The 24,280-nt window shown below is 42.7% G+C and carries 18 protein-coding genes and 1 pseudogene; 6 read left to right on the forward strand and 13 right to left on the reverse strand.

The window, feature by feature from the left end:
- Positions 1–114 precede the first annotated feature (114 nt).
- Positions 115–954: a MurR/RpiR family transcriptional regulator gene (locus tag LIN98_RS09640; protein WP_025298511.1), complete on the forward strand. Its 840-nt coding sequence runs from the start codon at positions 115–117 to the stop codon at positions 952–954.
- Between the two features lie 39 nt (positions 955–993).
- On the opposite strand, the gene LIN98_RS09645 is transcribed toward LIN98_RS09640, so the two are convergent.
- Complete coding sequence (locus LIN98_RS09645) at positions 994–2,901, reverse strand: bifunctional 5-dehydro-2-deoxygluconokinase/5-dehydro-2-deoxyphosphogluconate aldolase (protein ID WP_005591970.1); 1,908 nt, start codon at positions 2,899–2,901, stop codon at positions 994–996.
- A 311-nt stretch (positions 2,902–3,212) separates the two neighbouring features.
- Between LIN98_RS09645 and iolD the strand changes: the two genes are divergently transcribed.
- The 3 genes from iolD to iolG are packed head-to-tail and all read left to right on the forward strand — an operon-like array spanning position 3,213 to position 7,124.
- A complete protein-coding gene (iolD, locus tag LIN98_RS09650) occupies positions 3,213–5,159 on the forward strand; it encodes a 3D-(3,5/4)-trihydroxycyclohexane-1,2-dione acylhydrolase (decyclizing) (RefSeq protein ID WP_014167937.1) in 1,947 nt (648 codons plus the stop codon).
- A 55-nt stretch (positions 5,160–5,214) separates the two neighbouring features.
- A complete protein-coding gene (gene iolE, locus LIN98_RS09655) occupies positions 5,215–6,111 on the forward strand; it encodes a myo-inosose-2 dehydratase (RefSeq protein WP_005571035.1) in 897 nt (298 codons plus the stop codon).
- A gap of 2 nt (positions 6,112–6,113) precedes the next feature.
- Positions 6,114–7,124, forward strand: a complete 1,011-nt coding sequence (iolG, locus tag LIN98_RS09660; protein ID WP_014167939.1) for an inositol 2-dehydrogenase — start codon at positions 6,114–6,116, stop codon at positions 7,122–7,124.
- 104 nt (positions 7,125–7,228) lie between these two features.
- Here the strand turns inward: iolG and LIN98_RS09665 are convergent, their stop codons facing one another.
- The 12 genes and pseudogenes from LIN98_RS09665 to rsmC all read right to left on the reverse strand — a co-directional run bounded on the left by LIN98_RS09665 (position 7,229) and on the right by rsmC (position 23,322).
- Positions 7,229–7,741 (reverse strand): MltR family transcriptional regulator, encoded by a 513-nt coding sequence (locus tag LIN98_RS09665; protein WP_014167940.1) that lies wholly within the window; start codon positions 7,739–7,741, stop codon positions 7,229–7,231.
- Between the two features lie 74 nt (positions 7,742–7,815).
- Positions 7,816–8,964: a mannitol-1-phosphate 5-dehydrogenase gene (locus tag LIN98_RS09670; RefSeq protein ID WP_005569141.1), complete on the reverse strand. Its 1,149-nt coding sequence runs from the start codon at positions 8,962–8,964 to the stop codon at positions 7,816–7,818.
- 77 nt (positions 8,965–9,041) lie between these two features.
- A complete protein-coding gene (locus LIN98_RS09675) occupies positions 9,042–10,922 on the reverse strand; it encodes a PTS mannitol transporter subunit IICBA (protein WP_005557907.1) in 1,881 nt (626 codons plus the stop codon).
- Between the two features lie 409 nt (positions 10,923–11,331).
- Positions 11,332–12,765 carry an HlyD family type I secretion periplasmic adaptor subunit gene (locus tag LIN98_RS09680; protein ID WP_005557906.1) on the reverse strand — a complete coding sequence of 478 codons (1,434 nt, stop codon included), beginning with the start codon at positions 12,763–12,765 and terminating at the stop codon, positions 11,332–11,334.
- A gap of 14 nt (positions 12,766–12,779) precedes the next feature.
- Positions 12,780–14,903 carry a type I secretion system permease/ATPase gene (locus tag LIN98_RS09685; RefSeq protein ID WP_249856117.1) on the reverse strand — a complete coding sequence of 708 codons (2,124 nt, stop codon included), beginning with the start codon at positions 14,901–14,903 and terminating at the stop codon, positions 12,780–12,782.
- Between the two features lie 68 nt (positions 14,904–14,971).
- Positions 14,972–18,139, reverse strand: a complete 3,168-nt coding sequence (gene ltxA, locus LIN98_RS09690; protein WP_005557902.1) for an RTX family leukotoxin LtxA — start codon at positions 18,137–18,139, stop codon at positions 14,972–14,974.
- Between the two features lie 12 nt (positions 18,140–18,151).
- On the reverse strand, positions 18,152–18,658 hold the full coding sequence (locus LIN98_RS09695; RefSeq protein ID WP_005545611.1) for a toxin-activating lysine-acyltransferase: 507 nt from the start codon (positions 18,656–18,658) through the stop codon (positions 18,152–18,154).
- A gap of 334 nt (positions 18,659–18,992) precedes the next feature.
- Positions 18,993–19,445, reverse strand: a complete 453-nt coding sequence (locus LIN98_RS09700) for a serine hydroxymethyltransferase (protein ID WP_005557900.1) — start codon at positions 19,443–19,445, stop codon at positions 18,993–18,995.
- Positions 19,446–19,762: 317 nt separating this feature from the next.
- Positions 19,763–21,025: a serine hydroxymethyltransferase gene (gene glyA, locus LIN98_RS09705; RefSeq protein WP_014167942.1), complete on the reverse strand. Its 1,263-nt coding sequence runs from the start codon at positions 21,023–21,025 to the stop codon at positions 19,763–19,765.
- Between the two features lie 134 nt (positions 21,026–21,159).
- A complete protein-coding gene (locus LIN98_RS09710) occupies positions 21,160–21,702 on the reverse strand; it encodes a hypothetical protein (RefSeq protein WP_053330411.1) in 543 nt (180 codons plus the stop codon).
- A 284-nt stretch (positions 21,703–21,986) separates the two neighbouring features.
- A pseudogene (locus LIN98_RS09715) lies at positions 21,987–22,231 on the reverse strand (PTS transporter subunit EIIB); the annotation flags it as partial.
- Positions 22,232–22,317: 86 nt separating this feature from the next.
- Positions 22,318–23,322 carry a 16S rRNA (guanine(1207)-N(2))-methyltransferase RsmC gene (gene rsmC / locus LIN98_RS09720; RefSeq protein ID WP_005557893.1) on the reverse strand — a complete coding sequence of 335 codons (1,005 nt, stop codon included), beginning with the start codon at positions 23,320–23,322 and terminating at the stop codon, positions 22,318–22,320.
- A 67-nt stretch (positions 23,323–23,389) separates the two neighbouring features.
- On the opposite strand from rsmC, the gene LIN98_RS09725 reads away from it, so the two are divergent.
- Together LIN98_RS09725 and rimI are read left to right on the forward strand one after the other, a co-directional pair.
- Entirely contained in the window at positions 23,390–23,827 is a 438-nt protein-coding gene (locus LIN98_RS09725) for a DNA polymerase III subunit psi (RefSeq protein WP_005572487.1), read from the forward strand.
- 9 nt (positions 23,828–23,836) lie between these two features.
- Positions 23,837–24,280: a ribosomal protein S18-alanine N-acetyltransferase gene (rimI, locus tag LIN98_RS09730; RefSeq protein WP_005590261.1), complete on the forward strand. Its 444-nt coding sequence runs from the start codon at positions 23,837–23,839 to the stop codon at positions 24,278–24,280.

Consider the following 24,280-nt stretch of genomic DNA (forward strand, 5'->3'; position numbering starts at 1 on the left):
CATAAAATCGACTAAAAGTGCAGTCATTTTTTCAAACGAAATAACCGCTTTTTTCTTGAATTTTTCATTCATCTCGATAATATTTATGAATATTTATTTTATGGATATAACAAGATGAAAGAAAAATCTCAATTAACCAATTTACAAACAGAAATACAAACCCGTTACGACAGCTTAAGTAAAAGGCTCAAACAGGTTGCTCAATATATTTTGGACAACAGCGACAGCATCGTTTTTGATACCGTTGCCACTATCGCCGAAAAAGCGGACGTACCGCCCTCTACATTAATCCGCTTTGCTGCCGAATTCGGTTTTTCCGGCTTTAACGAAATGAAACAAATTTTCCGTGAAAATCTCATGGAAAAAACCACAAACTACACGGAGCGACTACAGCTTTCACACAAAATCGCCCGATCGGAAGGAGAAGAATCCCCGGAAGACATTTTGACGATTTTCTCGCAAGCCAACAGTCAGGCATTGATTCAACTGGCAGAACAAACCACAAACGATCAAGTTTACGCCGCCGCCAAAATGTTAAAAGAAGCCAATAACATTTTTATTATCGGTCTAAAACGATCTTTTAGCGTTGCCTGTTATCTCAACTACGCTCTCCATCACTTAGATTGCAGTTCCTTTTTAATTAATGGCTTGGGCGGGATGTTTGATGAACAGCTCAATCAGGTTAAAGAAGGCGATGTGGTGGTTGCCATTAGTTTCTCGCCTTATGCGGCGGAAACCGTCAATATTATGAATACCAGTGCCAAAAAAGGCATTAAGCAAATTGCCATCACCGACAGCCAAATCAGCCCGCTACTTGCCTTCAGCGATATTGCTTTTGTGATAAAAGAAGCGCAGGTGTTGGGATTTCGTTCCCAATGCTCAACGATGACGTTGGTTCAAACACTGGCGATTGTGCTAGGGCTGGAAAAAGAAAAAGAGAAAACAAGCAAGTAACAAAAATGCCCCGAACGGGGCATTTTACGTTGATGGTTATTAACGGGATTTCCAAAGTTTAATCAGTCTTCTGTATCTTTCACCCACTTCGGCGATCAGTTCGTCATCTGTTAATTTTCCGGCAAACCAATCCGCCGACGGCTGCCCGAAAATTGTCCGCCCCACTGCAAAGCCTTTTACTAAAGGCGTATTGGCAGACGCATCAAATACTGCTTTAAACTGCACTTCCGGCGCATCCAAGCCGAGAATCAAAATGCCGCGACAATATGGATCATTTGCCTGAATTACTTCGCTGATACGTTCCCAATCCTGCGCTGAAACGCCCGGTAATTTCCACCAATCCGGCTTAATACCTAATTGATAGAAGTGTGCGAGAATGTCCGCGTAATATTGTTCGTTTTGTTCCATATCCGCCGGCAAAATCACTTCCAACAGCAACTCATGACCGGTTCGACAGCAGGCTTGATACACTTGTTTTAATGTGACATCCTGCTCCGCTTTCATCTCTGCGCGGTCTTTCGGATGATAAAAGACCAAACATTTCACTACATGCTCTTGGGGCCAACCGGCTAATTGGCTGCCTAAATCGCCGTGTTCCAAACGCAACGGACGGGAGGACGGCAGCTCAATCGGGCGACCAATCCACCATTTCTTGCCGGTAATTTCATTCAATGCCGCTTGTCCGAAAGTCGTATCCGCCAGAATCCCCGCCTGACCGTTATAAATACCTTCTTCCTGTGCCGTTTTTTCCGCCGCCTGCAAGAGAAGCTGTTTCAGTTTAGGAATACGTTTGACGTCCGCACCGTATTTTTCCGCCATATCCACCAATTGTTTACGGTGGTCAAAAGCAAAAATACATAAGTTATCCCATTTGGCTTTTCTGGTTGTCACTCGGTGCAAATGATTAAGTTGTTCATCTAAATCCGGGCGCGGCACCGATTGTGCGCGGGCAAGATAATTATCCAATTCCGCTTTGGTCGGCATTGCCGGTGCACAACCGTGACGGGAAACCACCAACGCACCGCAAGCATTGGCATAACGACACGCCTGTTCCCAGCCTTCATTATTAATGTAACCACGAATCAGCCCCGACATAAAGGCATCGCCGGCACCCAATACATTAAGCACTTCGACTCTGACTCCATAAACATTTAACCCGCCGTCCAAATCATCAGGGATTTCCCCTTCAAACACAGAACAGCCCAGCGCACCACGTTTACACACCAAAACGGCATGGCTGAATTTACGCACATTTTTAAGTGCGGTTAAAGTATCTGTCGAACCGCCGGCAATGTGGAATTCTTCTTCTGTGCCCACCAACACATCAAAATGGTGTAACACTTCTTGCAATGATTTAGTTACCGCCGCCGAATCAATAAACCGGGTTTCCCCATCACCCAAGGACGTCAGCCCCCATAACACCGGACGATAATCAATATCCAGCAAACGTTTCGTATTATTTCTGCCCGCATATTCCAACGCCGTTAACACGGCTTCTCGTGTTTTCGGATGCGACAAATGGGTGCCGGTAATGGCAAGCGCTTTGGCGGAAGCAATATAACTTTCATCAAAATCCTCTTTGGTAATTGCCATATCCGCACAATTTTCACGGTAAAAAATCAACGGGAAAGTGTCCTGATCTTTAATGCCTAGAATCACAAGGGCAGTCAGGCGTTCTTTATCCGTAATCAAATGGCTGGTATCCACGCCGACACGTTGTAATTCCTCACGCAAAAAACGCCCCATGTGTTCATCACCGACACGCGCCAGCATGGAGGATTTCACACCCTGCACCGCCGTGCCATAAGCAACGTTACCGGACGAACCGCCAAGATATTTGGAAAAAGAAGAGACATCTTCCAATCTGGCGCCGATTTGTTGGGCATAAAGATCAACAGCAACCCGACCAAGACAAATAAGGTCTAATGTTTTTTCCACCGTTTTCATAATGCAATTCCTTCTTATTTTAATGAAATTATTTTACCTGCATAAAATTGAAACATATATTTCAAAAAAATCAACATTGAAATTTGTTTTTTTAGACGTTAATCACAAAATCAGCCCCGTTAAATTTTCTTTTCTATATTTAATTCGCCAAGATTTAACAGGCTGTTAACCTGATCTTGCAAGATAAAACATAAATTCGGAAAAATTTGATCTATGTCGCAAAAATGAAATTTTTGTTTCAAAAGCATTTAAAATTAAAAGAATGCTTATATACTGGGTTTCAATGCTCGCTACCCGTAAAGGAGATTCTGATGAAAACCGTAAGACTTACTGTTGCACAAGCACTTATAAAATTCCTTGATAATCAATATATCGAATTTGACGGCAAAGTAACAAAATTTGTTGAAGGTATCTTTGGTATTTTCGGTCATGGCAATGTGCTCGGCATTGGTCAGGCGCTGGAACAAGACAGCGGTAACCTGATTGTACGCCAAGGGCGCAATGAACAAGGCATGGCACATGTCGCCATCGGTTTTGCGAAACAAAATCTGCGTAAAAAAATTTACGCCTGCACCTCTTCCGTCGGTCCCGGCGCCGCCAACATGATTACTGCCGCCGCCACCGCAACCGCCAATCGCATTCCGCTTCTTCTTTTACCGGGTGATGTTTTCGCCACCCGCCAACCGGATCCGGTTTTACAACAAATCGAACAATTCCATGATTTAAGCATCAGCACAAACGACGCGTTCCGTGCCGTGAGCAAATATTGGGACAGAGTCAGCCGTCCGGAACAACTGATGACCGCTTGTATTAACGCCATGCTGGTGTTAACGGATCCGGCGGACACCGGCGCCGTCACCATCGCTCTGCCGCAAGACGTCCAAGCGGAAGCCTATGATTTCCCGGAATATTTCCTGCAAAAACGCATTCACCGCATTGAGCGCACGCTCCCTACCGAACCTATGTTGAAATCTGCCGTGGATTTGATTCTGAAGGCGAAAAAACCGTTAATTATTTGTGGTGGCGGGGTGCGTTATTCCGAAGCGGCGGAGCAATTAAAACAGTTCGCCGAAACCTTCCAGATTCCTTTTGCCGAAACCCAGGCGGGAAAAAGTGCGGTCGTTTCCGAGCACGTTTTGAATGTGGGCGGTGTGGGAGAAACCGGCTGTTTGAGCGCCAACCTGTTGGCAAAAGAAGCGGATCTGATTATCGGTATTGGCACGCGTTACACGGATTTCACCACCTCCTCAAAATGGATCTTCCAAAATCCGGATGTGAAATTCCTGAACATCAACGTTGCTCGTTTCGATGCCTATAAACTGGATGGCGTCCAAGTGGTTGCCGATGCCAAAGAAACGCTGGAAAAACTGACCGCACTTTTAGCACCGACGGGCTACCGTTACCGCGCTCAATGGGGCAACGCCGTTGCCGAAGCCAAAGCGCAATTTGCCCAAGAACTCCAACGGATTTATCACGCGGTTTACACCGAAACCGATTTCGTACCGGAAGTGGACGATGCTTTAGATCGCGAAAAAGTCTATGCGGAATTTATTAAATTGACCCAATCCCATCTGCCCCAAAGTCGCGTGTTAGGCATTCTCAATGAAACCTTGGGCGAAAACGACATTATCGTAGGCGCCGCGGGCAGCTTGCCGGGTGACTTGCAACGGGCATGGCAATCCAAGGGTGAAAACACTTACCATCTGGAATACGGCTATTCCTGCATGGGATATGAAGTGAACGCCGCATTGGGCGCGAAATTGGCGCAACCTGAAAAAGAAGTTTATGCCTTATTGGGCGACGGTTCTTACATGATGCTCCATTCCGAACTGGTGACCTCCGTTCAGGAACATAAAAAAATCAACGTAATTTTATTCGACAACATGACAAACGGCTGTATTAACAATCTGCAAATCGGCAATGGTATGGACAGCTTCGCCACCGAATTCCGCTTCAGAAATCCGCAAACCAATAAATTAGACGGCGGATTCGTGCCCGTTGACTTTGCCATGAATGCGGCATCTTACGGTTGCAAAACCTATAAAGTCACCACCGAAGAGGAATTACGCGCCGCCCTCGCCGATGCGCAAAAACAAACCGTCTCTACGCTGATTGACATAAAAGTCTTGCCGAAAACCATGATCCACGGCTACGGCAGCTGGTGGCACGTCGGCGTGCCGGAAGTGTCGGAAAAAGAAAAAATCCGCAAAGCGCACAAAAACAGCGTGAAACACATTAACGAAGCAAGACGTTATTAATCCGTCATTTAATTTATTTCTCCAATTTAACCACTCTGTTGAGAAGGAAAACACTATGAAAGCTGAAAACGTGAAATTAGGTATCGCGCCAATCGGTTGGACTAACGATGATATGCCTGATCTTGGCAAAGAGAATACCTTTGAACAATGTGTAAGTGAAATGGCACTTGCGGGTTTTACCGGATGTGAAGTTGGAAATAAATATCCGCGCGATGTGGAAGTGTTAAAACATAAACTGGCGGTTCGCGGTATTCAAATTTGTAATGCGTGGTTCAGTACGTTTTTTGTCGATGGTAAAAAAGAGGAAACCATCAAAGAATTTATCAAACATCGTGATTTCCTCCATGCCATGGGCGCCAAAGTGATCGGCTGTTCCGAGCAAAGCCGTAGTATTCAAGGCACCACCAAAGCCGTGTTCAAAGAGAAAACCGTATTCACCGAAGAAGAATGGCAACGCCTCGCCGAAGGTTACAACGAACTTGCCAAACTTGCCGCCGAAAAAGGCATGAAAGTTTGCCTGCACCACCACATGGGCACTGGCATTCAAACCCCGGCAGAAATTGATAAGTATATGGCGGTGGTTAATGATGATGTGTATTTGTTATTCGATTCAGGTCATCTCTACTATTCCGAAGGCTCACAAAAAGCCATGCTGGATGTTTTGGAAAAATACATCGATCGCATTTGCCACGTGCATTTGAAAGACGTGCGCGATGAAGTGGTCGCCGACGTAAAAGCCAATAATCTGAGCTTCCTGGAAGGCGTGCGTAAAGGCACCTTTACCGTGCCGGGCGACGGTGTGATTGATTTCAGACCGATTTTCGACATTCTCGAGAAACACAATTACAAAGGCTGGATGGTCGTTGAAGCGGAACAGGATCCGGCAATCGCCAACCCATTTGAATATGCCGTCAAAGGCCGTAAATACATTAAAGAAACAGTGGGGATTTAATCATGATTAAAGTAGGTATTATCGGCGCCGGTCGTATCGGTCGCGTACATTCCGAAAGCATTACAAAATATGTCAAAGGCGCTGAAATCAAAGCGATTTCCGATGTTCGCGTCACCGATGAGCTCAAACAATGGGCGAAAGGCATGGGCATTCCGCACGTTTATGAAGACTATAAACACATTTTGCAGGATCCTGAAATTGATGCCGTGTTGGTTTGTTCCTCCACCAACACCCACGCGCCGATTTCCATTGAAGCCGCCCGTGCCGGCAAACACATTTTCTGCGAAAAACCGGTGGATGCCGATGTAAATCGCATTAAAGAAGTCTTAGCCGAAGTGGAAAAAGCGGGCGTGAAATTCCAGGTAGGATTCAACCGTCGTTTTGACCACAACTTTAAAGCCATCAAGACCCGCGTGGAAAACGGCGACATCGGCGAACCGCACTTAATCCGCGTCACCTCCCGCGACCCTGACGCACCGCCGATTGAATACGTTAAAGTGTCCGGCGGGATGTTCTTTGACATGACCATTCATGATTTCGACATGATCCGTTATTTATCCGGCAGCGAAGTCGTGGAAGTGTATGCGGCGGGTGGCGTGTTGGTGAATCCGGAAATCGGTAAAGCCGGCGATATTGACACCGCCGTCATCACCTTAAAACTGGCGAATGGCGCGATCGGTGTAATCGACAACAGCCGCAAGGCGGTTTACGGCTACGACCAACGGGCGGAAGTGTTCGGCTCGAAAGGCGCGGTACAAACCCGTAATGATACCGATTCTACCGCCGTGTATTCCTGTGAAGCAGGCGTGATTGCCGAAAAACCGAAATATTTCTTCCTGGAACGCTATATGCAATCTTTCGCTGACGAAATGGCGTGCTTTGTGGATTCCGTAGTGAACGACAAACCGACTTTAGTCAACGGCAACGACGGTTTGCAACCTGTGCTTATCGCGTTGGCGGCAAAACGTTCTCTTGATGAAGGACGCCCGGTGAAACTGGCGGAAATCGCCTAAAAGCATTTCCGATGATAAAAAAAGACCTGAAGCGAATTCAGGTCTTTTGTTTTTCGGCGGGTTAAAAAACACTTGAATTTTTGACCGCACTTTTGCCCCGAAACCTACAACGGGCTTTCGGTTTGCAGGCGTTCGCAAATGTCGGTAATGGTGAGAATGAGGCTGGAGCGGATAACTTTTTCCTTGCGCTGACGTTTGATTTGGTAAAGCAAGGAATCCTGATTGTCGGCTTCGGGCGGGAAATCGAGGAGCTGTTTATCTTCCAATAAATGTAAATGGCGGGCGAAATCCAAAATAATATCATCGGAAAAATCATAGTCTTTTTCGTCGTTATTTAAGGTTTCTTTTAGCCCGATAAAGTGAAGAATGTCGGCAAAAACCGGCTGTTCCACAATGCCTAAACCCAGCAGCACTTTTAAGCGAATGCTTAAATCGGAAAGCGGGCCGGAGGTTTCAAACAGGGAATCCACCACGGATTTCACGGCGAAATCCGTTTTACGAAAAACACGGTTAATCAATGCATCTACGGTTTCATCAAAAATCGCAACGGAGACGGTGATGAAACCGCGAAGAGACATTGCGCCATTTAATTTTTCATAAACCTGATCAATCGGCACCTGAAAATCCTTTTAAAAACCCATTATCTTAAATTTCACAACGCAAGGGCGAACGTTCATTCGCCCTACTTCACTTAAATCGCCTGATAAGCCGCGACAATGCGTTCAATCACGGCATCGCCCTGCAACTCGGTATATTTACGCACGGTTCCCGCGACGCCGTTTTCAGCAAGCGATGCCGCCAATTCCAAGGCTTGCGAATCCTGTTCGTTGCGATACGCCAAGGCTGCGGCAATGGCGTTGACCAAATGCTGATTCGGCAAACCGTATTCCAATGTGCCGCGCAACGGTTTGATTAAGCGGTCGTTGTAGCTTAATTTGCGCAAAGGCTCGCGCCCCACACGATCCACATCATCCACCAGGAACGGATTCGCAAAGCGTTTTAAGATTTTTTCAATATACGCCGCGTGCGCCTGCGGATCAAAACCATAACGTTTAATCAACACCGCGCCGCTTTCCTGCATGGTGGCTTTCACATCCGCTTTAATGGCGTCGTCTTCAATGCTTTCTTTCACGAAGCGATAGCCTTTTAGTTTGCCTAAGTAAGACGTAGTAGCGTGTCCGGTATTCAGGGTGAACAATTTGCGTTCCACAAACGCCATCAGATTATCGGTTTTCTCCATGCCACGAATTGCCGGAATTTGCCCTTTAAACTGGGTTTCATCCACGATCCATTCGCTGAATTCTTCCACAGTGACCAATAACGGATCGCTTTCATCCGCTTGTACCGGCGGTACGATACGATCCACGGCGGAATCCACGAAACCGACTAATGCTTCCGCTTTAGCTTGTTGTTCCGGCGTTAAGTGGGTGAAAACCTGCTCTTTTAAGAAGGTTGTGCCGCGCACCATATTTTCACAAGCGATGATATTTAACGGCGTGTCGTTTCCGGCGGCGAAACGGGCAACCAAGCCTTTTGCAATAGTGCCGGAAATAATTTTCAGCACATTCGGCCCGACGGCGGTGGTCACCAAATCTACAGTCTTGAATAATTCAATCACGGCATTTTCATCTTTAGAATTGATGCCGATGACGTTAGTGACTTCTTCCACCGTATTCACGCTGTCGCCGACGATTTTGACATGATAGGACTGTTGCGTTTTCAGCAAGTCAATCACCTTATCATTCACATCGGCAAAAATCACTTCAACACCGCTGTCCGCCAATAATTTTCCGATAAATCCGCGACCGATATTGCCCGCACCGAAATGTAATGCCTTCATGTTATTTCTCCTTTAAGTAAGGCTACATACCGCACTGCCTGTCGCCTGTAAAAACACCTTTAAAATCAACCGCACTTTTAGGCTTTGAGTAACGCCAAGACTTTTTCCACATCGTTGGTGGTGGTCAATAATTCAATGGCTTCGTCGCTGTCTAAGGCGTTGGTAATCGCCGATACTACTTGAATATGCTCGTTGTTTTTCGCCGCAATCCCCACCACTAATTTGGCAATGCCGTCCTCTTCGTCGGTGAAGCGCACGCCTTCCGGATATTGGCACACCACGATACCGGTTTTCAGCACTGCATCTTTCGCTTCGATAGTACCGTGTGGCACGGCAACACCTTCGCCAAGATAAGTGGATACCAATTTTTCACGCTCAAACATAGCATCGACATAGCTCGGTTCAACAAAGCCCGATTTGACTAATTGCTCACCGGCAAAACGAATGGCATCTTCTTTGCTATCGGCTTTTAAGCCCAGGAAAATTTGTTCCGGTGTTAAGGTGAATTTCGTGCCGTTCACTTCCACCACGTCCTCATGCGCCTGCGCTGCTTCTGCTTTCGGTTGCGCTGTTAATTGCTCTTTCAAATCCTGCACCAGGCTGTCGTAGAATTTGTTATCCAGGAAGTTGGTTAAGGATAAGTGCATGGCGTTCGGCACTTGTTTTTTCGCACGCAGGGTTAAATCCTGGTGAGTGATAACCAAACGGGCATCTTCCGGTAAATCGTTAATTGCCACGTTAGTGACATCCAACGGCAAGCCCGCGTCTTTCACTTTTTTGCGTAACATACTCGCACCCATGGCACTGGATCCCATGCCCGCATCGCAAGACACATAGATTTTGGTTAAGCCTTTGTAATCAGTCACCACACCTTGATTGAGGTTACCGGATTTCATGGCTTTAGACGCCGCCTGCATTTCTTCCAAGTTGGTGGATTCTTCTTTTTGGATTTTCAGGAAGAAGACGGACAAGGCGAAGGAAACCGTACAAGCCACCACCACGGAACTGATCACGCCCACTAAGGATGTTTTCGGTGTCATAAGCAACACCGCAATGATGGATCCCGGAGATGCCGGTGACACTAAACCTGCGTTAAATAAAGTCAACGTAAACACGCCGGACATACCGCCTGCAATAACCGCGAGTAACAAGCGCGGATTCATTAACACATAAGGGAAATAGATTTCGTGGATACCGCCGAAGAAGTGAATCACCGCCGCACCGCCTGCGGTTTGTTTAGCAGACCCTTTACCGAAGAAAATATAGGCTAACAACACGCCCAAGCCCGGACCCGGGTTGGCTTCGATTAAGAAGAAAATGGACTGACCAAATTCTTGTGATTGTTGAATACCAAGCGGTGAGAAAATGCCATGGTTAATGGCGTTGTTTAAGAACAGAATCTTCGCCGGTTCAACGAAAATGGAGGTTAATGGCAACAAGTTGTTATCAACTAACACTTTTACGCCTGCCGCCAACACTTCGGTTAAGGATTTCACCACCGGACCGACCACAAAGAAGAACAGAATCGCCAGAATCATCCCGATAATGCCGGAGGAGAAGTTGTTGACCAACATCTCAAAACCGCTTTTGATTTTACCGTGCGCCCATTTATCAAAGGTTTTAATCGCCCAACCGCCTGTCGGACCGGCAATCATCGCCCCCAAGAACATCGGAATATCGGTCCCGATAATCACCCCTGCCGTGGTAATCGCACCGACTACCGCGCCACGATCGCCACCGATCAATTTACCGCCCGTATAACCGATTAATAACGGCAGTAAATACGTAATCATCGGGCCGACCAGTTTCGCCAAGGTTTCATTTGGCAACCAACCGCTCGGAATAAATAACGCCGTAATAAAACCCCAGGCAATAAACGCGCCGATATTCGGCATCACCATATTAGACAAAAAGCGTCCGAAGCTTTGAATCTTCACTTTTGCACTTGCTGATAACATAATTGTCTCCGTCACAGGTTTAAAGTGCGGTCAAAATAGCACAAGAAAATTTTTGTCAAAAACTTTTTTCGGAAAAAATGTGAACTACATCACAATATTTTTTAACCAAAAATTTTTAAAACGTGATACAGATCACAGTTTTTAATTCAAGGAGACAATTATGTGATTTAGATCACATTTTAATCCCAATAAAGTAGGATAAAAAAACACCAGGGAAATCCACCGCACTTTTGCACCAGAAAACTACAACGGGCTTTCGGCTTGCTGGTATTCGCAAATGCAGGTAATACGATTTCAATTATAAATCCATCATCAAGTTACCGTTTTATACTGTCTAACCAAATCCATTTTCAATTTAGACTTTTGATACATTGCGGAAAATCAGAATGTTATATTCTATCTTTTATAATTAACGTTCTCTTAAACTTTTATCAATAGATTCTTCTAATGGGCTGAGTAGATAGCTTATAACACTTCTCATGCCTGTCTTAATTTCTGCAGTAATTTCCATCCCTGCAGAAAGCGGGATTTCTTTTTCTTCGGTAGAAAGTGTTTTTTTATCCAATTCAATAATTGTATTAAATACAAGTCCAAGCTTTGGATGTTCAATCGCATCTAAAGTAATATTTTTCACTTTTCCTGTTAAGTAGCCATAACGGGTATAGGGGAAGGCTTCAACCTTAATTACGACGTCTTGCCCTTCTTTCACAAAACCAATATCTTTATTTTGAATAAGTGCGGTGACTTCAAGGGAATCTTCTTCCGGCACAACTACCATTAATGTTTCAGCCGTAGTAACAACGCCATCTATTGTGTGAACCTTTAATTGCTGTACAGTACCCGATACAGGGGCTCGAATTTCAGAGACTTGCTGGCGTTGATTGTTTTTGTCCAGCTCGAATGTCAATAAATTCACATTATCCGTCGCCTGTTTTAGCTTGTCTAAAATATCATTTTTGAACAATTGTGTGACTAATTCCTGCTCTTCTTTGGCCAATAAAACTTCATTTTCAACTTGCATTAAACTCGCCTTATATACTTCAAGCTCATTGATTGCATCCTGATATTTATTTTCTTCATCTAAAACCGTATGTTTTGCAATAGCATGTTCCTTATATAAGGCTCTAAAATCATCCAATCGGACTTGTTCTGTATTAATCAAACCCTCATATTTTTTTATTCGTGCCAAATAACTGAGTTTTTCTGCTTCTTTTTTATTAAGATTCAAGGTTTTCTGATGGCGTTGTTTTTGCCAAGTAGAGAATTGCTCTTCAATCAGTAAAGTCACCCTTTTTTGATCGTTTTCCGTCATAAAAGGCAAATCAATTTTAGAAAAATCTAATATTGGTAATTGATCTTTTTCAACAGCTTCCAATAAAGATTTATAACGAAATTCCTCTAGTTTAGCTTGAGAAAGCGATGTCTTCGTTTTTAACGTATCCGCTTCGGCACCAAGTGCGGTCAGTTTTAACAATAGTTCACCCTTTTTCACGTATTCGCCCTCTTTCACAAAAATATCTTTAACCAATGAATTTTCAATCGGTTTAATTTCTTTGCTTCTCCCGCTTAGTGCGAATTTTCCTGAAGCGGTTGCGATAATTTCCACATTGCTAAAGATAGAAACAATAATCGCTAAAGTTAAAAAGAGCATAATGGAATAAGACACGAATCGTGGTGCATTTGATACAGGTGTCTCAATTAATTCCAAATGCGCGGGCAGAAATTCATTTTCATCTTTTTCTCTAATCGGAGAATCAAGCTGTTTACGAATTTTCCAAGTTTCATTCCACACGTTTTTATAACGGGAAAGCACATCATACAATGCCAAAAGCCAAGTTTTCATTATCGTTCGTCCCTTTAATTTACTTGTAATTGGTGTAAATAATAGTAAAGGCCTTTTTCATCTTTCAGTAATTCTTGATGCTTGCCTTGTTCGATGATTTCACCTTTGTCCATCACAATGATGCGATCAGCATTTTTTACAGTAGAAAGGCGGTGAGCAATGATAAGCACGGTACGATCTTGGCAAATTTTGTGCATATTATGCATAATGATATTTTCAGATTCGTAATCAAGTGCACTGGTTGCTTCATCAAAAATCAAAATCCGTGGGTTATTGACTAATGCCCTTGCTATCGCGATCCGTTGGCGTTGTCCTCCGGACAGACCGGCTCCCTGTTCCCCCACAACAGTGTTATAACCTTCTCTTAATTCAGAAATAAAATCGTGCGCGCCCGCAAGTTTTGCCGCGGCAATAACCTTTTCCATTGACATTCCCGGATTGGTTAACGCAATATTCTCTCTGATACTTCGATTAAGCAACACATTATCTTGCAGGACGACACCTACTTGCCGGCGTAACCAGTTTGGATCGGCTAGTGCCAAATCGTGACCATCAATTAAGACTTGCCCCTGCTCCGGAATATAAAAACGTTGGATAAGTTTAGTAAGCGTACTTTTTCCCGAACCTGAACGACCAACAATACCAATCACTTCTCCCTGACTGATATCTAAGTTAATACTGTTTAAAATCATAGGGGAATCCGGTTTATAGCGGAACTTAATATTTCTAAAACTAATCTCACCCTGAATTTCCGGTAATGATACTGAGGCGGTATTATTCTCTGTAGGCGAATTAAGCACATCACCTAAGCGAGTAACAGAAATACCGACCTGTTGGAAATCTTGCCAGATCTGGGCTAAACGAATCACGGGGCTAATAATTTGTCCCGCAAGCATATTAAATGCAATTAGCTGACCAATACTTAAATCACCGGAAATAACTAAATGTGCGCCAAGCCATAGATTGATCACCATAACGGCTTTCTGGATAAGTTGGATACCTTGCTGCCCGATCGTTGCAAGCACGGTCACTTTAAAACTCGCAGCAACATAACTCGCCAACTGTTTATCCCAAATGTTAGTCATTTGAGGAGAAATAGCCATCGCTTTAATTGTATTAATGGCAGTCACTGATTCAACAAGAAAAGACTGATTGTCGGCATTTCTTGCGAACTTATCATCAAGCCGTTTCCTAAGAATAGGACTAATAAAAACAGACCAAATGACATAACAAGGTAAAGAACCGAGTACAACTAATGTTAATTTTGGGCTGTAATACCACATAACGGCGAAGAAAATAAAAGAGAATAACAAGTCTAAAATAGAGGTAAGTGCCTGCCCTGTTAAGAAATTCCGAATTTGATCTAATTCACGAACACGAGCCACCGTATCCCCAACCCGACGAGCTTCAAAATAAGAAATCGGTAAAGCTAATAAGTGACGAAAAAGTCTTGCTCCCAGTTCGACATCAATACGACTTGTGCTATGAGCAAACACATAGGTTCTCAGCCCCCCCAAGACTATTTCAAATAAGACTACAATAGCAAGAGCCACTGTAATCACATTCAATGTTGAAAATCCACGGTGAACCAAGACCTTATCCATCACGACTTGAAAAAAGAGCGGTGTAATCAGTGCAAAAATTTGCAAAAATATAGAAACGATTAACGTTTCTATAAAAATTTTGCGGTATTTAATTACAGCAGGAATAAACCAGGTAAAATCGAATTTTGCTAAATTTCCTACAATAGATGCGCGTGACGCAACTAAAATCACCTTGCTTTGATAACGTTCTTCAAATTCATTTTTGTCTAAAACAATAGGATTTTTTTGCATTAGATCAAAAATGAGGTAACGATCGGTTTCTTGATCTATTTTCAATAAAATAAAGTGGTCACCATCATCACGCCAAGCCAATACCGGTAAATGTAAAAAAGGTAATCTATCAATTGTTTTGTTCGTAGTTCTTACTTTTAATCCAAGTGATCTTGCTGCAAGCAACCATTTAGTTTGGTTCAGCCCATGCCCATCTATATCAAATTTATGTTTTATTTCTTCAGGGTTAATTGAAATATTATGATATTGAGCCAGTACTTCCAATGCCTGAAGAGCAAGATTAGTATTTTTCTGTGAGTCCATTACATATCCTGAAAAACAGTGATTCCACACATACAAATATGCGGAATCACTAAAAAGCCAATAACTCATTAAGCAGTAGTTGCTAACGAATTTGCGTAAGAGTTAAAGTTATTATTGGTCTGCAATGGCGAAGCGGATAACGCTTTACCGGATGAACCAAAACCACTGGTTGCTGAAATCATACGACTAATATCATTTGACAAACCGGACTTTTGTGTAAGCATACTTGACGAACGAGAAGAAGACATAAGGCTACTTGACTTACCTTTATTCTTAATAAGCCCGGCAAGCTCTTGAGGTGAAATTGTCTTTTTATTCCCACTTTTATCAAGAAGATTATCAATGTCTTGCGAAGTAATCCGCTCCCCATCTTTACCGATAATTTCTTCAACTTTATTATTGAGTGATTTGTCGACTTTACCTCGCTGTAACTCAAATTGTCTCTTAAGTCGTGCACGATCCTTTTCAGGTGCGTATTCAAGAAGTTTTCTTTGATACTCATTTAACCCCGCCGACGAATTAGGTTTATTAAACCATCCTTTAAATGTTACTGCTGTTCTATTATTTGTTTTCAATAGTAGATCATTGCCGTTACGTTCAAATGACACCTCTTTGAGGTTGATATTTGCTAATGATAATTTATCTTTATCACCGCTATGTTCCGTAATAGTGTGGTGGCCATATTCCTTACGGTAAACATAAATATCATTTCCTTCTCCACCGGCAAGTTGATCATCACCTTTTCCGCCATCAAGCAAGTCATCTCCTTGGTTTCCAAATAATTTATCATTGCCACTTCCGCCTCTTAGAATATCGGAACCATTCCCCCCTTCTAAATGGTCGTCGCCTTCACCACCGTCTAGATAGTTGTTACCATATTCACCAAAGAGCCTGTCATTGCCGGCGCCACCATAAAGTTTGTCGTTGCCTTTTCCTCCATGGATCTCATCATTACCATTATCTCCATATAAGCGGTCATCACCATCATAACCATAAATCACATCATCACCATCGTGACCATGGAAAACATCATTAAATCTAGAACCATAAAAATGATCCCGTAATTTACTGCCGATAATTTCCTCTACTGAGTTTAATTCATCATGAGCTTTAAAGCCCTTATTCGTATAATAGTAATCTAATTTATAGTTACGATATTCAAGTAGATCGGTAACCTTCCCTCGTTTAGTTTCTTGCTTTGATACGGTTTCCTGCAAGACTTGAGTACCGCTAAGATCTCTTTCAACCTTATATTGTCCGGCTTTAGTAGCATTACGACCGTCGATTGTTAATGCACCGGTGCGACCTTTACTATAGTCCACCACATCATAACCGTCTCCAGCATTAACTATTGTTGAACCGGATCCGACAAAAACATAATCATCTTTAGCACCCAAATTAGCAATTAATCTTGCTTCTAGAACTTTATTATCACGTGTAACGGCATGTTGAATTAAGTTAGAAAAATCATATACACCATTAGAATTAGGAACACCTTTTACCTTCCAATCGGTACGTCCTTTTACTTTTAATTCAGTAATAAATTCATATTTACCTGACTGACGTCTTTTCCGTTCTTCCTTACCTGCGGTTAACAACGGATTTAAAAAAGTTAGAGTGGTAGAACCTTTTATACCCGAAAGATCAATATTACCTTTGATTGGATCTAAAATCTGTTTAGTGAATTTATCGCTATGCTTTGCAAGCTCCTCACCCTTTTTCAAATAATCCACATAAGCTTTACCACTTTGAATACGATCTCCATTACGAGTGATACCTGCTAATTCACCAATGCGCTGATCCCAACCTTGTTGAGTGATAGATAATATATTTTCGGTTTTATATTTTTCACGTAACTCATTAAATAATTTTAGTGAATCTTCCAAGAAGGCGGAATGACGGGCATCATAGCCATTTTCAAAGTAATTCTTACCGTACTTATTCTCCCATGCTTTAATTTTATCGGCGAGCTGATTCGCGATATGTTCAAAAACGGCTTGTTTAGAAGCATCAAGAATTCCTGAAATTAAGCTGGTAATCGCACTCACTAACAAACCGATTGGCGCACCAACTAAAGAACCGGCGGAGGCTGCACCAACCCCTGCTGCAATAGCACTTAATACAGTGTTAATCGTTGTAATCGCAGCATCTGCGATCCCTGTATTTTTGTAGAATTGACCAAGTAAACTATCGCCGTTATAACCAAATTTCTTAAAGCGTTTCGAGTATTCCTCAAGCATTCTCGCACGATCAAATTGTTTCGCAATACCTAGGAAAGACAAAGGGCTGATTGCCAAGCTGACCACAGAGGCAATTAACCCTGCGACAGGTCCCGTAGTAGAAAGCCCCGCTGCAGCACGTTGAGCAATCAAGTATTGTGTGATCGCTTTACCGATGTTACCTAGCACTTTATTTGTCAATTCAGCTGCAGCCGCTGCTTTCGTTGCAGTATCAGCATCTTTATTTGCAAGTAATAGAGCCGCTGATATAGCCGACAATACACCGGATAATGCACCTAAACCTTTTCCAAGATTACCTAACTTAGGTAAATTCTTTAATTTATCTCCAAAACTACCAAAATGTTTTACTTGTCCTAGTGCTTCACCTAACTTATTAAGTTGTTTAGAAAAAGTATCTACATTATTTGTAATGCTAGAAATAGTACCAATCAATTCATTAATCAGGTTAAGACTGGCTTTTGCTAGCTGTACATCTGTTACATTTTTACCATTTTGACGGGCTTTAATTAAGGCATCTAAATCCATGCCCGAAAATGCGGTGTTCAAAAACGCTTGTAACGTACCAAGAACACTCTGAACCTTATCTATCGCTTTTGTCAAATTTCCAGTACTACCCACAGAATTACTTAAATGTTTATTACCTTGAATCCATTTATCTAATTCCGGAGCAAATAAAGTTAAACCTCGTTCGGTAAGACCAAGTAATTTTTTCCCAGTATTTAAAATACCATTAGTTAATGCCGGGCCGTCTTTCCCTTCATGATATACTTCAATCCCTAACTTCTGTGCTGCTTTTATAAGCGCAGTAAGACCATTTCCTTTTTTGTAATTCTTAGGGATATATAAAGTTAATTTCTTACCTGTCTTCCCTAATTTATCTAACGCCTTTTGCAATTGTTCTTTTGCAGCATCAATATTTTCCTTAGCTCTATCTGCAACTGAATTTGCAAACTGTGCAGCTTGCTGTTTTGTATTTGGCAGTGTAGTAGTTGCCATAATCTATTCTCCTTAATTAATAGATATAACTTCAGATTTGTTTTTTAATTCATTGATTAACTCAAAATGATATTGTTGAAAGATTTTATTAGCTAATTGTTTATCGACTTTACCTCCATGGAATTCAGTAATTTTGCCCTCTGACGAACCTTTATAAACACGAATTGATCTGAATAAATCATAGGGAAATGATTTACGCATATGTTTATAAAGCACATAATTGTGACCAAATGGCGCAATCCAATCAATAAACCATTTACGATCACCGGAATTCCAATCGTCATAAACAAGAGATGATACATCTTCAAGATATTTTATCTCATTCTCAAGGCTTAAATTTGCCCAGCTACAAAAAGCAATAGGAACCCCATCTCTCATTAATAATGTATATTGCCCATATTGAATTGCAGGCAGTACATTAATAGCAAGTAATGATAAAGACCAATTTCTATGCAAAGGAGAATTTGCCCATAACCAAGCCACATACCCTAACACTTCAAAATTATTATTTTTCTCCATATTAAATCTCCTTGTTAATAATTTATTTTGAATAAGATAACCAAACCACAATATACAAAATAACTTACACGATCGCATGACAGAAAATGCCAAACTCATTACGAAATCAAATAGACTATGATTTAATTATTATTGTTAAACAATAAATAGAAATATAACTTATTTAACCTTATATTACAGGAATATATTCAAGCTTTATTATTTTGCATAATAAACCTTAATTTAAATGAGTGATTCGTAGTTGGGTAAAAATAAAGTCGGCTTCAGATTATTTCTTATATATTTTTAAATTTACAATGAAAACCGGGATTTGATCTTCATAGCTATATAGCAGCTAGCCCCATGGCAACGGTAGAAGGGTAATTTTAAATTCAGTTAATCGTCTGCGTAATAAGCAAGAGAGGTAGAGGGGGAAGTATTTACTTTTTTTAGATTTAGGGCGATGTCTACAATATTGTGTAATCTGTGACAGTATAAGAAGGTTGGTAAAATTAGATTTAAAGTGGATAACTATGGCACTTGCGACAAGTAAAGCACTATTTCTTAAAGTGAGGGAAACTTCTTGTTTAGCTACCTCACCTTCCAGCATGCCATCATTAAAAGTACTTTGGTATTTCCAAATAGTTTTTTCGCCGAGAATGCCAACGATTTGTGCTAATCTTACCGTTATTTTACTAACCTTTTGTACAAAATTCTGAACAAGTTTCCAGTATTCATAGAGTAAAACTTCATTACTTGGGAACTGAATAAAACGGAGATAAAATGGAGCATATTCTGTACTGGACATACTCGTTTTCCTTTTTCTTAGGGTTAATACTTAAGATAACCTTTGACCGGATAAATTACCTAGTTTTGGTTAATTTTGGAGACTAATTTACTCCGGATTCTTTAATAGTCAATAGAAAAAATTATTTAATTTCATAAAATTATTAGTTTTTTGATAATACTTTATCTACGCAATCCCGTATTGTATTAATACGCAAAAATTAGACTGAGAAAATACTGTTATCAGGTTTTGATCTGTAAGATTTTGACTGTCATATTTCTCAAAAAGAAAAAGCGGCAATTTTCATTACCGCTTTGTTTTTTTTCATTTGATTAAAATTACGCGTAAACCGGAAGACGTTTACAAATTGCCAAGACTTTGTCTTTGGTGTCGGCAATCACTTCCGCTTCGTTATCTTTGCCGATGGCGTCTAATACGTCACACATCCAGCCGGCAAGTTCTTTCACGTCCGCTTCGTTGAAACCGCGACGGGTGACGGAAGGCGTGCCCACACGGATACCGGAAGTGATGAACGGTTTTTGCGGATCGTTCGGCACAGAGTTTTTATTCACGGTAATGTTGGCCTTGCCTAATGCGGCATCGGCGGCTTTACCGGTCAATCCATGGCTGACTAAGTCCACTAAGAACAAGTGGTTTTCAGTGCCGTTGGAAACGACTTTATAACCGCGTTGTTTGAACACTTCCACCATGGCTTTGGCGTTTTTCAACACATTTTGTTGATACACTTTGTATTCCGGCTCCAAGGCTTCTTTGAAGCACACCGCTTTCGCCGCGATAATGTGCACCAACGGACCGCCCTGACCTGCAGGGAAAACGGCGCTGTTGAGTTTTTTATAGATTTCTTCATCACCGCAAGAAGAAAGAATCAAACCGCCACGCGGACCGCCTAAGGTTTTGTGGGTAGTAGTGGTCACCACATGGGCGTACGGCAATGGATTCGGGTAAATACCTGCAGCGATTAAACCCGCAACGTGCGCCATATCCACGAATAAATATGCGCCCACTTCATCGGCGATTTCACGCATTTTTTTCCAATCCACTACTTGAGAATACGCGGAGAATCCGCCCACGATCATTTTCGGTTTCACGTCATGGGCTTGTTTGCGTAACGCATCATAGTCGATTAACCCTTCGTCGGTAATGCCGTATTGTTCCGCGTGATAAATCTTGCCGGAGAAACTCACGGACGCGCCGTGGGTTAAGTGACCGCCGTGCGCTAAGCTCATGCCTAAAATGGTATCGCCCGGATTGAGTAACGCCATGTAAACTGCCGCATTGGCTTGCGAACCGGAGTGCGGTTGCACGTTCACATAATCGGCGCCGAATAATTCTTTCGCACGCTCAATAGCGAGCTGTTCCACAATGTCCGCGTATTCACAACCGCCATAATAACGCTTGCCCGGGTAGCCTTCCGCATATTTGTTGGTGAATTGGGAACCTTGCGCTTGCATTACGCGCGGGCTGGCATAGTTTTCAGAAGCGATTAATTCGATATGTTCTTCCTGGCGGCGGTTTTCATTTTGAATAGCTTGCCATAACACGGGATCGTAATCGGCGATGTTCATACTTTTTTTAAACATGGTGTTCTCCTCTTGGTAGTGAATTGGAACTGCGGTCTATTGTACTCAATTTCGCAATAAAATCTTAATAACTCCGGATGTGTTTTTTTTCATTCTAATTATGAAAATTTTTCACTCGGCAGTATTTGTCGGTGTTATTGGCGAAAGCAAGCTGTGGTGTAGCTTTTTTGTGCTGTTTTTTGCGTTAAAGTCATCATATCTCTGCCAAGCTCCATATCGCGTGTCAGTGAGCTAATCACAAAATTAATCGTGTTCGATTTATTCACGCGCTTACTGTATTTCTTAAACAAATTTTCTTCATAAAGTTTATATCTGGAATCCTTTTTAATGGCGTCCAAAGCCTCTTCCGTATGCCTACGCTGTACCCAATTAGTGGTAAACGTATAGGTCAATTTGTGATCAAGTTCACTTAGCTGCCATGTTCCCGTGCCCGTGATTTCATACACAAAAAATGGCTTATCAATAGGTTCAATAATGGTGCGGTTATTCACCAACGTGCCATCCCGATTTAAGCGCAGATTATTTACGATTGTTAAATTGTGTTCAGGGTAAATACTGGTACATTGCCATTCCCCGCTCACTTTGCGTTGGGTAATTTTACCATTGTCTATTAAATCCGTAAGCGTACAGCCGCTCAAAAAAGACAGGGTTAATCCGAGTAAAAATAATTTTTTCATTTGCATCTCCTCTAAAAGTGCGGTGCATTTTTTCAGTGTTTTTTTATTCCTAATAGGGAATGTCCAAAATACGACAAGGATTTTTTATTGTAATCCATGTAATACGCTTATTTCTGAGTAAGTGCGGAAAAGAATTTACACCAAGTGCGGTCGTCTTACAAAACGTTTTTCATTATCAGAAAAGTACCAACCTGTTTGCAGATTCGCGCTTTAATGGAACAAATCTAAATCACATTTTTAGCATTTGAAGGGAGTGGAAAGACTGAAGGAAATAAAGAAAGCAGCATACCGGGCCATTTAATCAATTCGGCGTGGACCTTATTCATCGTTCCGCAACCGAAAATAATCTGATACTGTCCTGCTACGGCAAACTGCACTTTTACACCTTCAATGTTGTCAATGCCTTGTCAACTTTGCTTTCGTTATTCAGAACAACGCGCCAACGCATGGCGCAGTGGGTAGCTGTCACAATATTTCCTTTGTCGCCAAGTTTTTCAATAACCTGTTGGACGATTTTAAGAAGATTCATATTATTCGCCGGAAGTGTCTTAAATAATAAGTAGAATTCTAACTAAAAGGCTTCGCTAAGCCAGCGGAATTTCGTGCACACTTAACTCATCTGCGCACCGAATATACCTTAAACTTGTTATTTCTCGCCAGGACGTCATGACTGCCGAAATGTTGATTCAGCCAGTCGGCGTAAGGCAGAAACGCATTTGCCACGATGCGCAGCTCACCGCCCGGTTTCAAATGCCATTTTGCCTGTTTTATCAGTTCGTTAACGGCGGTGTAAGCGGTGTCAATGCCGTCATGAAAAGGCGGATTGGAAATGATCAGATCGAATTTGCCGTCAATATGGGAAAACACGTCACTGGCAACCACCGTGCCTTGCAACCGATTTTCCTGTAAAGTGCGCTTTGCGGAAGCCAACGCCAAGGCGTGAATATCCGTCATGATTAATCGGGTGTTCGGGTTGTGCTGTTGAATATAACTGCCAATCACCCCTGCGCCGCAGCCCACGTCCAACACCTCGCCCGCGATGTTTTTTAGCGTAGAAAGCAATAATGCCGTGCCGCCATCCAGCTCGGCGGCGCTGAATACGCCGGGCAACGCATAGATAGTTAAATCGGCAAGTTGCGACGATTGATAGGATTTCCAGAAAGTTTTCAGTTCAAAGTGCGGTGGATTTTTTAATTGAAAATGATACAGACTGCAACGACGGGCGGAGTCGATTTTGTGAATATCGCCGTAATCGGCAAGCATTTTTTCGGCGGAACGCACACCACTACGATTTTCGCCCACCAGTAAAACTTCCTGTCCGGCGGTACATTGTGAGAGAAGCTGCATGAGCTGGAAATGGCATTCCTGTTTATTCTTCGTCCAATAAAACAGGATCACATCGGCGCTGCCATGAAATTCAAGGGAAAAATCCACCGCACTTTGTGGCGTTTGGTGTTGTCGGTTGGCGTAGTCAAAATACCAGCTCCATGCGCGGGCGTTGAATCCCTGGCGTTGTAAATCGGCGAGAAAATCATCATTCACCACCCCGGTGAGCAGCAGAGACTTCCCGCTTAAAAAATCCAAATGCCGTTCCAACACTTCGCTTTCTGCACAAATCACGCTATTAATCCTATGGCTTATTGGTTAAAATGGGCGCCCATTATACTGGATTGAATTGATTTTAGATATGCAAGAAACGCGCCGACACACTTCCCGCCGAGATTTATTATTGCAGCAAATGGGCATCAGCCAATGGCAATTGGTGCGCCCTGAAGCCTTAAAAGGCGCGATTAATATCGCCGTGCCCGAGTCGGTTCGTTTGGTTATCGTGAGCCATCAAAATCTGTTGCAACAACCCATCGCGCAGGACCTGTTGCGCGCTCTCACACTTGATAGCACGCAAGTGCTGAATATCACCTTTGAGCAGCTTGCCTATTTGCAAGTCAACCACACCGTCAATTATTGGCTACTCCATAAAAACGCCGACGAAATCCACCGCACTTTAAGCGGGCTGCAACAGCCGTTGAATGTCTGGCAATCCGTCGATCTCGCCGCGTTTAAACATGATCCGCAGGCGAAACGCCAACTCTGGCGGCAAATTCAGCAATCCGCACCGATAAAGTAAGGATTCGCCGTGATACACATTTCTCCTATTGAACCCTCGGATTTTGATCGTCTTTATCTCATTGAGCAGGCGGCACACGCGATGCCTTGGAGCTTAGGCACACTGAAAAATAATCAGGGCGAACGTTACTTCAATTTGAAAATCGGCGAAGAAAGCCGAATCGACGGCTTTGCTATTTGCCAAACGGTGTTGGATGAAGCCACGCTGTTTAATATCGCCTTGGATCCGCAAAAACAGGGGCGGGGATTGGGGCGCCGTTTATTAACCGAGCTGATGACGCAGTTAAAACAAAAAGGCATTTTGACCTTGTGGCTGGAAGTGCGCGAATCCAATAAAAAAGCCCTGGCACTGTATGATTCGCTGGGCTTTAATCAAGTGGATATTCGCAAAAATTATTATCCCACCGCCGACGGCAAACGGGAAAATGCCGTGGTGATGGCGGCGTATTTATAG

The sequence above is a fragment of the Aggregatibacter actinomycetemcomitans genome, assembly GCF_023518055.1.
Taxonomy (GTDB): domain Bacteria; phylum Pseudomonadota; class Gammaproteobacteria; order Enterobacterales; family Pasteurellaceae; genus Aggregatibacter; species Aggregatibacter actinomycetemcomitans.